A 14,248-nucleotide genomic window follows, 5' to 3' on the forward strand; every position below is an offset into this window, starting at 1 on the left:
AATTACAGGCCATCAGCCAGTATAAAGTTCATGTCGGGGCATTCTTCCTGAAGCCATTTTGCCCCTTGGACAGTCACTTCCGTTCCGCTGAATCGAATCATTTTTAGGCTGTCAGAACGTGCAATCTCTGCCAAACAAGCATCGGTCAATTTCGCATTTCGCACATACAAATGTGTAAGATGCGGCAACTTGGCAAGCTGGATCAACATTGCGTCGGTGAGGGGAACGTCATTCAAATCGATCCGCTGGAGATTATGCAGCTGGGCGAGGTTATCCTCACCGGTCGAGGGCAACACGCATTGAAACATTGTCAAATGCTGTAGCTGATCTAGCTTTGCAAACATGCACAGGCCGTCCGCGGTGAAATCGACCCCCGAAAGATTTAAGCGTTCTAGGCGAGAGAGTTGCCCGATCGCACATAGCCGCCCCACCGGCTGGCTCTTGGCGTTCACCTCGAGCGAAGTCAGGGACGATGCCAAGTTTTCGATGCCTGTCAGAGGTACGTGCTGGTCAGATAAGATCGCAAGTTCCAAGTGCCGCAGATTAGGAATCTGGGGCAGGCTTGGCATGTAGCTTTCTTTCAGCGGTCGCTCGATCGTTAGCGACAATGATTCCAACTCGTGCATCGACTCTAAGTACCACAAACTCTCTGGCGAAAACTTTCCTAAGCGAATCGCCAAAAGATTAAGCCCTTGAAACTGGGCTAAGCGAGGGAAATCCGCATCGGTCAGGTCGTCGATGATATAGAGATTCTTCAACTCGCCGAACTTGTTGAGGGTATCCCAAGCCGCCTCGGTTCGCTTGAATTCTGCCCCAAGATACAAGCTGTCGACTTCCGGCAGCACAATCATCGCTTCTAGATTCTCAGGCGATGACTTCATTCCCATTACGTTCAGGGTGTAAGTTTCCGGCAATCGCTCTTTGGTCACATGATCGGCTTGGCCCAGCCCCGGCACGACGATATCGATCTGCACGAGACCGTTACGATGCACTTTGCCCCCATTCGCTTCCAAGACCTTGATCGCGGAACTCAGTTCGTAGGGATCTTTGTCTCCGTATTCCGCGCCAGCCCATCCCGCACAAAGCAGCAGGGCCCCTAGCGAAATCACAGCACGCAAAAACATTAACAGAATCCTTGCTTTCACCCTGCGTCAGCAACTACGCAGGGCGAATAACAGAACGACGAAAAGGACGAACCCAGTAACATAGAACCAGAACGGTGGTGGCTCGCCCGAGTTGTAATCAGCATCTGGCATGTCACCAGTCTGCTTGAAGCCTTGGCGTGTCTCAAGGCTCTAATTGGGGGGAACGACCGTTTGCGTTGCCCCCCGAATCGTTATAACTAGTCCCTCTGATTGGCCCGCATCAACAGATAAAGCAGGGTCAAAATGGCCTGAAGGGTAGCCGCCACATAGGTCAAAGCTGCAGCGTTAAGCACATTACGGACAGCTGGCATCTCCTCACGAGGAACGATATTTAGATCGACCAAAATTGCTTTCGCTCGATTACTGGCATCGAATTCAACCGGCAGGTTGATCACCTGAAAGAAAACCACGCAGCTGAACAAAATAATTCCGAGGTAGGCTAACGGCTGATAGCTGAACACGATCCCCAAAATGGCCAGCAACATCCCCATATTCGAACCAATACCAGCTGCCGGCACAGCAAGGTTACGAATGATAAGCGGGGCATAATTTCTCGCATCTTGAATCGCATGCCCTGCTTCGTGCGCGGCAATCCCCACGGCAGCTGCGGTCCGCTCCGCGTAAACGTGCGGGCTTAGCCGTAGCACCTTGTCCCTAGGATCATAATGGTCGGAAAGCTCACCACCAGGGCTCCGCTCGATGGCAACATTGTGTAGACCTGCCGAATCGAGAATATGTCGCGCTGCGGCAGCACCAGACAAAGGAGCCGCCTGTTTAGTTGCCTTCGCGTAGGCACTTCGCAGCCACAACTGCGCAATCATGCTCAGCACAAATGCCGGCCCGATGTAAATGAAGTACCAAGGATCGAAAAACATAATATCTCAACTCCAAACTAGGAATTCTTTGACTTGTAGCTCTTTGGCGGAACAAACCGTCTGCAATTTTGGCAGATAACAAGATAGATCCACTATCTAACTGCAAAATGTGGACCGCAAGGAATTATAGGCCGGCGCAACAAAAGGGCCATTGCGGCAAGTTCTGCTCCCTTAGAGCCAAACAGAACTATCTCCCCTAAAACATCTAAATACCCATCGCCAGAGGCAGGTTCTGGGTTAAATTAGAGGATCCATGCGGCCCATTCCTATTATTCGCTATAGCCTTCCGAAGCTGACTCGCATTTCTCCATGTTCGATTTCTCGAAACGCCTGGTAGGACTTTTGGTTGTTTTTTCCCTGGTCAGTTGCCGGCCTGTTCCGCCTGAGCTTTCACAAACGGCGCTACCGATCTCGGCTGCGGATAATATTGAGCCAGAGACGCTCAAGCAGCGGATCGACAGCGTGCTCGACTTTACGCTAAAGCATCGGCATCTCAACACGCAAGATCACGCTGCCTGGCAGATTTTGCATGGGAGCTTAGCTTACGGTCGTCAGTTCCCGGTGACCCACGAAGGGGAGTCGATCTCGGTAGTCGACTACCTCAGCCAGGGAGGCAAAATGAACGGCTGGACGATCGAGCGAGGCAACAAGCTGCAATCGGAAGACCCTGAAAAACCAAAGTTCGGCATGCGCGCCGTCACCGAGCCAGGCACCCGAGCAGGGCAGGGGCACTTCGATCAGTGGTTGGCGATCCTTTCTCAATGTGATGTTCCGCCGGATGCAACATTCATTGTGGGCCCCGATACCTTCACCATGACCAACTTTGTCCAACAGGTTCAATTAGACATTTCCCGCAATCACCTGCGTGAATTCAGTTGGACACTCATTGGGCTGACAAAATATTTTCCCACGGATCACACCTGGACCGACTCGACCGGCAAGCAATGGAGCATCGGGGACTTGGCCCAGATCGAAGTCGAGCAAGGCCTGGCCAACGGAGCTTGCGGAGGAACGCACCGGCTGATTGGATTATCGATGGCACTCAATCGCCGTAAGCAAGCCGGCCTGCCCATCGACGGCCCCTGGGCAGACGCCGAGCAATTGATTCAGCAAAGCATTGAAAACGCCCGGAAGTTCCAAAACCCTAACGGATCCCTCAGCGCAAACTACTTTGCCCGCCCCGGCAGTTCACCCGACTTAGCCGAAAACCTGGGCACTACAGGGCACACGCTTGAGTTCCTGGCAATCTCGCTAAGTGACGAACAATTGCAGGAAGAATGGGTCAGCCGGGCTGCTTCTTATTTGTGTGAAGTGTTTGAACGCACAGAAGAAGTTTCGCTTGAATGTGGAGCCCTCTATCACGCTGCCCATGGTTTGGCGCTGTACCGCGAACGTGCGTTCGGTGATCGTACAGATCCAGCCCCATAGCGTTCGCCTTACGCCGAATCCATCCGTGTCATACTAATGGGCAACAAATGCGGAGAGCCCGCTTCTTGCGTCAGCGTCATGTTCTCTTGATCGCTGAAACGAAATTGCAGGGTATACGGCTTGCCTTTTACATCAAGCATAAGCCTATATTCGCCTGGCAAAGCCTCTACGACTTCATAACTCGCTGTCTGCTCGTCAGGCCCAAACGGACTTTTGCTGGGCATTGGCTCTGTCTTCAAGCGAAGTTGATTCGCGCCGAGAAATTCAAGCGTCAACACCGCCACCTCAGTTCGGGGTGGCCCGTCCGCTTCGTCGGCCTTCTCGGTGGACAGGGCCATTAAATCATCCAGCGAGAGCTTTCCAGAGACTTCGACGGTTCCTTGCCATTTTCCCTGCAGGGGATCCGCCGAGGAAGAGCAGCCGGCTAAGACCACGAGACAGGCAGTCGCACAAGCTATCGAAAGTTTTACATTCATCACTATTGCCTATGGCAAGAATTTGTTAATAATGGTTAGGATGTCACCGGAAGTCTGATGCAGAAAGTTACTCTGCCGCTGGCTTCTTCTCCCACACGGTGATGTTGCGCGACCGACAACCAACCGCCCCTTGCGAGCGCTGGGGGAACGTGGCACGATAAATGTTGGTCCCAACTCAAACCAGCCCTCAGCTACCATAATTTCAGCCGTACCCCAACACCAGGGAGATTTTGATGAGTGTTTTAGTTACGCAGCCAGCTCCGGATTTTTCCGCCGAAGCTGTGATGGAAGACGGTTCGTTCAAGAAGATCAGCCTATCCGACTACCAGGGAAAGTACGTTCTTCTGTTCTTCTATCCGCTGGACTTCACATTCGTGTGCCCCACCGAGATTATCGCTTTCTCGGAAGCCATTGAAAGCTTCAAGCAGTTGAATGTCCAGGTTCTGGGCTGCTCGATCGATAGCCACTTCTCGCACTTGGCATGGCGTCAAACGCCCCGCAGCCAAGGTGGTATTGGCGAAATCAAGTATCCATTGGTCGCTGACTTGGACAAGAGCATTGCCAAGAACTACGACGTTTTGCTTCCAGGTGGCATCGCCCTGCGTGGCTTGTTCCTCATCGACAAAGATGGTGTGGTCCGTCATCAAGTGGTCAACGACCTGCCGCTGGGCCGTAGTGTTGAGGAAGCCCTCCGCATGGTTCAAGCGCTGCAGTTCTTTGAAGCCAACGGCGAAGTTTGCCCAGCCAACTGGAAAGAAGGCGCTCGCAGCATCAAGGCTTCACCCGACGCCTCGAAGGAATTCTTTGAAGCGGAATACTCCAGCTAAATCGCAGCTGGCCGCCCCTTAAACGATAAGCCCTTAGCCTAGGTTAGGGGCTTTTCCTTTGCGCGTCCCCGAAAATCGTTGGAATTTCGCTAATCTGATTTCGTCCTGCTCCGATCTTCTGCCATAATAAGAATGTGATTTGAACCGGTCATTCCCACACGCCGGCCTCAAAACAATAACCCACCCATATCCCCTGGCAACGCAGCTAGGGGTCTTCAGGTTCGCCAAGCTTAACCTAGTCAAAGTCACCACCTATACCTTGGCGATCTTCCTGTTGAATCTACGGAGAAACTCACCCATGAAATCGATGTGCCTGGCACTGGCGATCGCCGCCGCTTCGCTTACCCTGGCCAGCAGTATTTCTGCGGCACCACCGTCCAACACCGTCACCCTTGGTGATTCTTCATTAACTGCGGGTATTCCTGGCGAAGGGCCGTTAACCGTCGAGCAAATCAACAAGTGGCTTGCCGATCCAGCCAATCATGAAGAACTTAAAATCACCCTTCCATTCGGGCTCGATGCCGCCGCAGGGCAAATCACCGGGCTCGACAAAAACCCGATGACGCGGGCCAAGATCGAACTGGGGCGTCAGCTCTATTTTGATACGCGTCTTTCTTCCGACAGCACGGTAAGCTGCGCCAGTTGTCACCACCCTGAAAAAGGCTGGGCCTTCGACACACAATTTGGCGTGGGAGTGGATGGACAGGAAGGGAATCGTAACTCGCCGGTTTCGTTCAATCGGATTCTCAGCGGCAAGCAATTCTGGGATGGTCGCGCGGCAACGCTCGAAGAACAAGCGGTCGGTCCCATCGCCAACCCGATTGAAATGGCCAACACGCATGAAGTCGCGGTCGATACCATCAAGAAGATCCCCGGCTACAAAGTGCAGTTCGAGAAGATCTTTGACGATGGTGTGAACATCGACAACGTCGGCAAAGCGATCGCCACCTTTGAACGAGCAATCGTTACCGGTCCTGCTCCGTACGATTACTACGAAGTGGTCCGCAGCTTCCAACAGCAGTTCCCCGAAGAAGAACTGAAATACCTGGCCGAAGACGATCCGGAACTTTACAAGAAGTATGCCGATGCCCTGAAGGGGGCCGCCGGCATGTCGGAGAGTGCTCGTCGCGGTCGCGAAATCTTCTTCAGCGAGAAAGGGAAGTGTACCGCTTGCCACGCCGGAGCGAACTTCACCGACGAACTTTATCACAACCTAGGCGTCGGCATGAACGCCAAGGAACCCGATTTGGGACGTTACGAAGTTACTAAGGACGAGAAGGACAAAGGTGCCTTCAAGACCCCCACCATCCGCAACATCGCTCAATCACCTCCGTACATGCACGACGGTAGTCAAAAGACACTGGAAGAAGTCGTTGAATGGTATGTGCAGGGAGGTCATCCCAATCCGTATCTAAGCGATAAGGTCCAGAAACTAAACCTGACCGAGCAAGACAAGACCGACCTGGTCAACTTCATGAAGGCTTGCACCGGCGAGTTCCCCCAAATTGAGCCGGGGCGATTGCCGAAGTAAATTGCGGATCCGTTCAACGACCGATTCCAGCCCCGCTTGAAACGATTTCTGGCGGGGCTTTTTTTGCGCGTATAAAGCCCGCTAGATAGCAGCAGGCACTGCTGGCATGAAGCAATCGAGGAAAGAAGGTTCAAATTACAAAAAAATGGGTGTCGGAAAACAGAACGTGATCGTTAAAGTTCCACCACTTTGCCGATAAGGAAAATACGTAATTGTCTCACCAGGGCAAGGCGCCCCGTGAAAAGCGATCGTATTTCCCCCGACTTCGCTGCGGCCATGGACGGAATGACGTATGAGTACCGGTAGTGAATTAACGCAAGACAAGTCAGAACCCAACAAACCATCGCGTATTGGAAACGGCCAACTTCCTTGGTGGAAAGAACTCGGCGAGTTCTTCAATATCTCTGGCACTTGTCGTTTCTCGATTTTTGGCTTGGTTTTGATGGTGGCCATCGTGCCCGTCTCGCGGTACGTACTGCCATCGCTGCTAGAAAATGGCCTGCTAATCGATAACTTCTCGCAAGCTATCTTGGCGTCGTTCTCGTGGTATGTCACGGCTGCCTTGCTGATCCTTCAAATCCGAGCTGCCTGGGTGCATGGTGGCGAGCGGTTTGCTTGCTGGACCGAACTCAACGGGAAGGTCCAGGTGCGGCAACCACGCGACCTGGCCGGCTTAATGGAAGACTCGCAACGTCGCGGCGTGGGCTGGCCGACTTGGCTTTACCTGACATGGGTGCTGCTGCCGATGCCCTCGTTATCGCTGGTTGCCGACTTGAACCTGCGCGTCAACCACGGCCTCATCACCGTAGAAAGCCTGTACGGCGGGTTCATTCTCGGAGGCATCCTGGCGACTTTGCTGCTCGTGCTGCTCAGCTTTTTACGAAAATACATCTTGCCTGGCGTGATTCCACTGCGAGGAATCTTTCCCTTTGAATCACTGCATCATCATCACGACCACCTGTTAGACAACCCCAACGAGGTCGCGAAACTACCGCGTGGGTTTGCCGTGATGCTGGCCAAAATCGGCTTGGTTCGCGGACCAGGTTACTCGATGAAAGATCCCTCCGGCACCGAGCGTCCATTGGCTGGCCATTTAGAACTAGCTCTATTGCTTTGCTTGTTGCTGTTGATCACGTTTATCCTGGGTATCTTCGAGCATATTCTCTTTCCCGGTAGCAACCTGACCAAGGTGATTCCCACCATTGGGCACTTCGCGTTGATGGTAGCCATCCTTACGACAATTGCCTCTGGCGTGGCTTTTTGGCTCGACCGTTTCAAGATCTCGACGCTTTTGGCAGCTTCGTTCTTTGGATTGGCATTATTCGTCGTGCGCGACTACGAATTCCGTGTCGAGAAGGTCCTGGAACCGGCTCCTAGCCTTGTCGATACCGTTGAAGCGAAAAAGATTCCTGCCGTCAACTCGCGCAATCCTCGTCAGCGCAGCCAACGCACGCTGATTGTGATTACCGCTCCCGGCGGTGGTATCCATGCGGCGGCCTGGTCGGCGGAAGTACTTACCCGGCTCGATCAGCGCTGGCCCGATACGTTTCGCAAATCCTTGGGGCTGATCAGTGCCGTTTCGGGAGGAAGCGTCGGCACAATGTATTACCTCGATGGGATTAGCGATCCCGACACCGCCGTTCCACTAGAAGAAGTGCGCCGCCGAGCTCAACAATCGACGCTCGAACCGATCTTTTTCGCGACCACGTTTCATGATGTGCTTCCGCTTACGCCCTTGGATCGAGGTACTGCTGCCGAGCATTTTTGGGACTTCACGCTTCAGTCAACCGGGCGTCCCTCGCCTAAGCTCAGCTCGTGGGGTAGCCTCGCAGCCAAAGGGAAACTGCCGGCTGTCGTTTTCAACGCCACCGACGTGAAATCGGGCCGGCGTGTCTTACTCGGCTCAACCGCTCACTGGGAACACAACGCCCATTCCCAAACCGACGAGCACGAGCATGCAGAAACTTGTGCGGCTTTTGACCTGCGAGAAAATCAACTCGATATGAAAGTAGCCACAGCAGTTCGCTTGTCTGCTTCCTTCCCCTATGTCACCCCCATCAGCCGACCATCGCTGGACGAATTTGGCAAACCACTGATGCCTTCCGTTCGCATAGGAGATGGAGCGTATGCCGACAACGACGGCATCATGACAGCCTTGGAAAGCATTAGTCAGCTGATCGATAAGTTTAGCCGCCGCAGACCAGAAGAGCGTTCCTTCGATCGCATTCTGCTGATCAACATCGACAACTACGGCGCTGCTTCGTCTCATGCCGCGTTCGATAAGCCAGGTGGTCAGTTTGAAGCTTTAAGCTATGCCATCATTGGGCCACTACTCGGCCTGAGCAACGTTCGGGGAGCCTCGCAAGCAGAACGTGGGCAACTCGAAGTCAGCTTTTTAGAAGATCGCACGATGACCGAGCAGGAAGTGATGTGGGTGCTCCATCACCTCAGCGAACGTGCGAACCGAGGTTTGCAAAACAACGGTTCGGATTCGCAAGACAATGCGACGGAAGATTTCCAGTTCAACTCGCAAGCCCGCCGCAAAGCCATGAATCGTATTCAGCAAATGGGCATCGCTGCGGATGCCAGTGCCGAAACGTCTCCGGTAAGTCACAAGCTTTCCGGGACATCCGTTGCGGAACAACCGGTTAATCTTCCGCCACGTCGCGGCAGTGGCCCCGGGCTTTATCCGATTCAATTCAAGGTCGTTACGGTTCCTTACCACGGCAACAGCGATCCACCACTTTCCTGGAAGCTAAGCAGCGAGCAGATGAAGACCTACGAACGGGCCTGGAACTACCTCGCCGAAGAAGCAAATGCCTGGAAGACAACGTCCAGCGAAGAGTCTGACGAAATGGACGACCTTCCTCCGCTGCGAGAGATCGAAAACTGGCTCGGTCCACCTGCCGGGGCATCCTCGGTAGAAACCATTGCCGACCGAAATCTCCGTGGCGAATCACGCCTTCGAAGATAGTTCGCTTTGAAGTCGCGTATGACATAAAGCCTCCGACAATGCGAAATTGCCGGAGGCTTTTCTTTTGCGCATGCGAATTGGCAAATCACGCAAAACCTCCTCTATCAGCGGCCTCTATTGCCTTCGGCGGCTATCATAAAACCAAATGGCTTTTGATTCGTCCGAGTGCTTTCAGGTAACCTCCCATGACCCTTCCTCGACTTCTGTCCTTCTTGGTCACGACCGGCACCTTTCTCTTCGCTGGCGTTTGCTCTTCTTTCGGCGAGGCACCAGCGTCTTCAAGCCAACCGACCCGAGTAGGCGTGCTCAGCTCTGCCGCCGAGCCAGGCAAAAATACCAGCCAAGGTCTATACATCCGCATTCTGCGTGAAGCAGGCATGGAAGCCAAAGCGGTCTCAGGCGAAGCGGTCCGAGCTGGGGCTTTGGACGACCTCGATATCTTCATCATTGGCGGCGGAAGTGGTACCGCATTCAACAAGTCGCTTGGTGAAGAAGGAGGCAAGTTGGTCGAACAATTTGTCGAGCAGGGCGGGGGAGTGTTAGCCAGTTGCGCCGGAGGCTACTCCTTCGTACGTGGTCACTCGGAAGCTCTCGGCTATATCGAAATTGCTAACGCAATCATCGTCGATAGCAAAAATGGTCGCTGGGCACGCGGCAAAGGCGATGTAAAAATCGACACCGGTTTTGAGCAAGCCCCTGAGGTCACCATGTTTTATGCCAACGGACCTCTCTGGAAGATCACCGATGAACCTGGTTTTGGAGTAACCAAGGCCCTTGGCAGCTTTCAAACCGACATCAAGAAGCAAGGCGACCAAGGAGGCGTCATGCCTGGAACGCCCGCCGTGCTGGGTGGCACGTTTGGCAAAGGCCGCTTCGTGTTGTTCAGCGCCCATCCAGAATTTCACTGGAAGTTAGGCAACACGCCGCTGATCGTCGATGCGGCTCGTTGGGTTGTCAAAGGTGAACTAAAACCAGAAGAAGAAGTGAACTGGCAATCGGTCTTCCCCAACACCGGCAAACCGAAGGAAAAGAAGTAAATCGGCCTCACCACTGGTTGGCAGCCTGCCGTCCGCCTTGGTTTTACTCAAGCGTATAGACATCGTTTTGATTTCACAAAAAGAGCCCCGTCGGATGTTGCCGACGGGGCTCTTTTTGGATTAGCTTCCCTTTGAAAGGGCAGGGGGGCGGAGTTAGTCGACCGTGATCCGAGGTAGATCGATCGTAAAACCATCCATGCCATTGAGCATGCCCAGGACAAACAAGACCAGCAGCCCGATCAAAATCAAACTGGCTAGGCCGCCCAGCGGTGCCGTGTAAACCGGGTAGGGGCCATTCATCGGACGCGAGGCGTAACCGTAACCGGCTCCACTAAATGCAATCAGCATGACAACGATCAGCAAAATAATCCAAAGAGTCATCGGAAGTATCTCCTCTACAAGTTTGATCTGCCCTGCCAAAATTCGGTTCGATTCCAACCTGAATTCCCGCAGTCGGCGTTTTTTTCATTGCCATATCGAGAAAGCAATTGGCGTGCCATTGTTCCGCCTAACGATTTCGCTGAATCTCGCTAATTCGCTGTAAGTTCTGAAGCAAAAGAGAATTCGAATTGGTATACCCCTACAGAAATGGTTACCATCGATATCTTTCTTCCTGTCTAAGTGGTCGTCTTTCGACCTGCGTTATTTCCCTTATGCCTGAACCAATCATCGCTGTCCGCGACCTTCATAAGACTTACCGAGAAGGTTTGCTGGGCCGAAAGCAAGTTAACGCTCTGCGTGGCGTTTCGCTGTCTGTTCCTCGCGGTTCAATCTTTGGTTTACTAGGGCCGAATGGTGCCGGTAAGACCACGCTGATTAAAGTGCTGCTAGGGTTAGTCCGGCGTACCACAGGCGAAGGGACCATGTTAAGCCGTCCCCTGGGGGATCGAAGTGGCCGGAAAAAGGTGGGCTACCTTCCCGAGCATCATCGCTTTCCTCGCCACCTAACCGGCAACTCGGCGATGATCTACTACGGAGGCCTTAGCGGCATGAGCCGGCGAGAAGTGCTCGCCAAGCGTCCCGATCTCCTCGAACGTGTCGGGCTGCTCAAATGGGGAGACACACCGGTTCACAAATATTCCAAAGGTATGCAGCAGCGGTTAGGTATCGCGCAAGCGTTACTTCACAATCCAGACTTATTGATCCTCGACGAACCAACCGATGGGGTCGATCCGGTAGGCAGGGCTGATGTACGTCGGCTGCTTAAAGACTTGCAAGCCGAAGGAAAAACCATCTTCTTGAACAGTCATCAGCTACAAGAGATTGAGCTGATCTGCGATCAAGCAGCGATTTTGGCCAAAGGACGCGTGCAACGCCACGGCACGATTGAAGAGATCACGCAGCATCCTCACGCGCGAATCGAGTTCACTTTGAAAGGGTCTTTGGATGAAATGCAATATGCATTGACCGACGAAGAGACCGAGCCATGGCAAGTCGAGTTTGCTGACGTAGCACGTGTGGTTGTTTCGGCGGAAGACCAAGCGACCATCAACCGTTGTCTCGATCGGCTGCGAGCCAAGCAAATCGATATTATCGAAATGAAACGGATGCGTACGTCGCTGGAAGATGCTTTCCTGCATATCGTTTCCGAAGACGCAGCTCAGTAGTGATCGCTTTCTCTTTTTCTTTTTTCTCAGCACGATTCCAGGCAATTCTCTCCATGCGACCCTACCTGACCGTTATCTACGATTCTTTCCACGAAGCGTTCGCTTCGCGCGTGCTGTACATTTTGTTGTTGGTCCTATCGGTCGTTCTGCTGGCGATTGCTCCTTTTGGTTACGAAGAAAAGAGAGCTGCCGAATTTCACCGCATGAGTGTCCGCGATATCCCCGCTTTCTTAGCAGATCTGCGTGAGCAAGAGGCGGGCGATAAACCATCGCCGGGGAAGCACCTCGTGGCCATCGCGAACCCAGCGTTTCAAACGCTTGTGCGCGGCGACCAGGAAAAGGGAGACGCCCCGAATCGACTCTCTGGCTCACAAGTCGACCAGTTCGTGGCGGGCCTTAACGACCTACTCAGCCAACCTAAGCTTTATGATCAAGCAGCCTGGCAGAAGCTTCCTCTAAGCTTACGGGCTCAAGACCTCCTTGCCCAAGGGACCGATAAGCTTTCCGCCGACGAGCTTCTCGAACTCAATCGCCTGCTTCTTCATCGGGCTTTTCCGACTCACCTCGGAGCTGCCCCTAGTGAAGAGCTGTACCTCAAATATGCGGTCTTCCAATTTCCCGACCCACTGCCTATCTCGAAAGACTTGTTCGCGATGGCCGTGAACCTGACGCTGGCCGGGTTCATCGATATCATCGTGGGGATGCTGGCTATTTTCATCGCCATTCTCGTTACCGCACCGATTATCCCCCGCACGTTCGAGCCGGGAGCGATCGACCTTTTACTCAGTAAGCCCGTCTCACGTTCGCTGCTGGTTCTTGCCAAGTACTTGGGTGGCTGCGTCTTCATTTTATTAACGGTGATTTACTTCATCGTCGGCCTATGGCTGATCGTCGGCTTTCGCTTCGATGTCTGGAGCCAGCCTCTGCTGCTTTGCATTCCGATCTTTATGTTTCAGTTTGCCATCTACTACGCCGTCTCAACGTTTGCCGGCGTGGTGTGGCGCAATTCGATCGTTTCGATTGTGGTAACGGTTCTTTTCTTCCTCGCTTGCTTTACGGTCGGTACGACGAAGGTCTTTATGGAAGAAACGGCCATCAATCCGACACGTCTGGTCCGCTTGGTGCCAACAGACGAAGCGTTGGTTGGTGTCACGCAGAACGGTCACTTCGTTCAGTGGAATGAAGGATTGCGAGTTTGGGATGATGTTCTGTTGACGGAAAAACGACGCGGCCCCGCTTCGTTGGTGATGCAGTCGGTTTTGGTTGGTCCCATCTATCACGCTCCGTCGCAATCGCTCATGTACCTGGAACAACCCGCTGGCCGAGGTCGCATGCGGCGTCTAGGAGTCAGCGGAGGCCAGTTCAAAACGGCGCAATGGACCGGCAATTGGGTACCGAACGACGTCCCCAATCCTCCAACTGGTGCCTCGTGGATCCTGCAAGATAGCGACAACAATATTCTGGTGGTAGGTTCGACCGGAGTTCACTTGTATCAAGATCAGGGGAAAGCCCAAAAACCCAAGTTCCTCGGCTTCGATATTCCTTTCGGTGGCAAGAATGCGTTTTCACGGCTGGGCCCTGAGGAAGGGGTTCCTTATCTAATGCCGTTTGCCGCCGCGATTGATCGCACCTCCAACCGAATCCTCGTCGCCGATCAAAGCCAGCTTTATTTGCTTCACCCCAACGAGGACCACCACTATACCGTGCAGAAGCAAACCACGCGGGAAGAGCAGGGGGCGGTTATTGCCGGGCTAACACCGAAGTATGCCGTGATTGCCAAGGAAGATGGCTATGTGGAACTTCGCGACGGCCAAACGTTGGAACTACAGGAAACATTGCGTCCCGTTGGCAACGTGGCTCCGGCTGCGGTGGAAACAAGTCCCGATGGACAGCAGATTGCCATCCTGTTTCATAGCGGCGATTTGTGGCTATACGATGTTGCCGCAGGGGAGGGCAAGGGGATCGATTCCGATGCCTCAGCGGTTGCCTTCGACCAAGATCAGATCTTAATCGCCGACGCCTCGACGCATGTTCGTATCGAAAACCTAGCCACCCAAGAAGTCACGCAGTCTTACACCCCGGTCTCTGACGCTTGGCGATTAACCTATGACTGGATCGTCGAGCCGATTTACTTTGTCTTTCCTAAGCCTGGCGAGCTGAACAAGCTGGTGAAGTACTTGCTGACCGACCAGTCGAGCAAGGCCTCGCTGGCAGGCCTGGATAGCCTAGGAGATCTCCGAGAAATCCAATCGAGTAACGATGTGCTCCAGCCGGTTATTCACAACGCTATCTTTATCGCTGTGATGCTGGCAATCACCTGTTTCTATGTCAGTCGATTGGATCTGTAA

General features: G+C 53.4%; 11 protein-coding genes. 7 read left to right on the forward strand and 4 right to left on the reverse strand.

Annotated features, from left to right (window positions below; genetic code table 11):
- Positions 1–2: 2 nt before the first annotated feature.
- Both DTL42_RS22120 and DTL42_RS22125 read right to left on the reverse strand, forming a co-directional pair.
- Positions 3–1,124 (reverse strand): hypothetical protein, encoded by a 1,122-nt coding sequence (locus DTL42_RS22120; RefSeq protein ID WP_114372281.1) that lies wholly within the window; start codon positions 1,122–1,124, stop codon positions 3–5.
- 218 nt (positions 1,125–1,342) lie between these two features.
- Complete coding sequence (locus DTL42_RS22125; protein ID WP_114372283.1) at positions 1,343–2,020, reverse strand: zinc metallopeptidase; 678 nt, start codon at positions 2,018–2,020, stop codon at positions 1,343–1,345.
- A gap of 309 nt (positions 2,021–2,329) precedes the next feature.
- On the opposite strand from DTL42_RS22125, the gene DTL42_RS22130 reads away from it, so the two are divergent.
- The gene (locus DTL42_RS22130) at positions 2,330–3,448 is read left to right on the forward strand and encodes an ADP-ribosylation factor-directed GTPase activating protein isoform b (protein ID WP_114372285.1); all 1,119 of its coding nucleotides are present in this window, start codon (positions 2,330–2,332) and stop codon (positions 3,446–3,448) included.
- Positions 3,449–3,456: 8 nt separating this feature from the next.
- Here DTL42_RS22130 and DTL42_RS22135 read toward each other — a convergent pair whose 3' ends face one another.
- Positions 3,457–3,924, reverse strand: a complete 468-nt coding sequence (locus DTL42_RS22135; RefSeq protein ID WP_114372288.1) for a hypothetical protein — start codon at positions 3,922–3,924, stop codon at positions 3,457–3,459.
- A gap of 233 nt (positions 3,925–4,157) precedes the next feature.
- Here DTL42_RS22135 and DTL42_RS22140 point away from each other — a divergent pair, with 233 nt between their 5' ends.
- From DTL42_RS22140 to DTL42_RS22155, 4 genes are all read left to right on the forward strand, one after another.
- Entirely contained in the window at positions 4,158–4,751 is a 594-nt protein-coding gene (locus DTL42_RS22140; protein ID WP_114372290.1) for a peroxiredoxin, read from the forward strand.
- A 298-nt stretch (positions 4,752–5,049) separates the two neighbouring features.
- Positions 5,050–6,282 carry a cytochrome-c peroxidase gene (locus DTL42_RS22145; protein WP_114372292.1) on the forward strand — a complete coding sequence of 411 codons (1,233 nt, stop codon included), beginning with the start codon at positions 5,050–5,052 and terminating at the stop codon, positions 6,280–6,282.
- Between the two features lie 292 nt (positions 6,283–6,574).
- A complete protein-coding gene (locus DTL42_RS22150; protein ID WP_114372294.1) occupies positions 6,575–9,256 on the forward strand; it encodes a patatin-like phospholipase family protein in 2,682 nt (893 codons plus the stop codon).
- A gap of 185 nt (positions 9,257–9,441) precedes the next feature.
- Positions 9,442–10,293 carry a hypothetical protein gene (locus DTL42_RS22155; RefSeq protein WP_114372297.1) on the forward strand — a complete coding sequence of 284 codons (852 nt, stop codon included), beginning with the start codon at positions 9,442–9,444 and terminating at the stop codon, positions 10,291–10,293.
- 153 nt (positions 10,294–10,446) lie between these two features.
- Here the strand turns inward: DTL42_RS22155 and DTL42_RS22160 are convergent, their stop codons facing one another.
- Entirely contained in the window at positions 10,447–10,674 is a 228-nt protein-coding gene (locus DTL42_RS22160) for a hypothetical protein (RefSeq protein WP_147274404.1), read from the reverse strand.
- Between the two features lie 272 nt (positions 10,675–10,946).
- Here DTL42_RS22160 and DTL42_RS22165 point away from each other — a divergent pair, with 272 nt between their 5' ends.
- Together DTL42_RS22165 and DTL42_RS22170 are read left to right on the forward strand one after the other, a co-directional pair.
- Positions 10,947–11,900: an ABC transporter ATP-binding protein gene (locus tag DTL42_RS22165; RefSeq protein WP_114372301.1), complete on the forward strand. Its 954-nt coding sequence runs from the start codon at positions 10,947–10,949 to the stop codon at positions 11,898–11,900.
- A 53-nt stretch (positions 11,901–11,953) separates the two neighbouring features.
- Entirely contained in the window at positions 11,954–14,248 is a 2,295-nt protein-coding gene (locus tag DTL42_RS22170; protein WP_114372304.1) for an ABC transporter permease, read from the forward strand.

It is taken from the genome of Bremerella cremea, assembly GCF_003335505.1.
Lineage (GTDB): Bacteria > Planctomycetota > Planctomycetia > Pirellulales > Pirellulaceae > Bremerella > Bremerella cremea_A.

Coding starts and splice junctions, on each gene's coding strand:
- DTL42_RS22120 (WP_114372281.1), bottom strand. CDS start 1,124: ATGTTTTTGCGTGCTGTGATTTCGCTAGGGGCCCTGCTGCTTTGTGCG.
- DTL42_RS22125 (WP_114372283.1), bottom strand. CDS start 2,020: ATGTTTTTCGATCCTTGGTACTTCATTTACATCGGGCCGGCATTTGTG.
- DTL42_RS22130 (WP_114372285.1), top strand. CDS start 2,330: ATGTTCGATTTCTCGAAACGCCTGGTAGGACTTTTGGTTGTTTTTTCC.
- DTL42_RS22135 (WP_114372288.1), bottom strand. CDS start 3,924: ATGAATGTAAAACTTTCGATAGCTTGTGCGACTGCCTGTCTCGTGGTC.
- DTL42_RS22140 (WP_114372290.1), top strand. CDS start 4,158: ATGAGTGTTTTAGTTACGCAGCCAGCTCCGGATTTTTCCGCCGAAGCT.
- DTL42_RS22145 (WP_114372292.1), top strand. CDS start 5,050: ATGAAATCGATGTGCCTGGCACTGGCGATCGCCGCCGCTTCGCTTACC.
- DTL42_RS22150 (WP_114372294.1), top strand. CDS start 6,575: ATGAGTACCGGTAGTGAATTAACGCAAGACAAGTCAGAACCCAACAAA.
- DTL42_RS22155 (WP_114372297.1), top strand. CDS start 9,442: ATGACCCTTCCTCGACTTCTGTCCTTCTTGGTCACGACCGGCACCTTT.
- DTL42_RS22160 (WP_147274404.1), bottom strand. CDS start 10,674: ATGACTCTTTGGATTATTTTGCTGATCGTTGTCATGCTGATTGCATTT.
- DTL42_RS22165 (WP_114372301.1), top strand. CDS start 10,947: ATGCCTGAACCAATCATCGCTGTCCGCGACCTTCATAAGACTTACCGA.
- DTL42_RS22170 (WP_114372304.1), top strand. CDS start 11,954: ATGCGACCCTACCTGACCGTTATCTACGATTCTTTCCACGAAGCGTTC.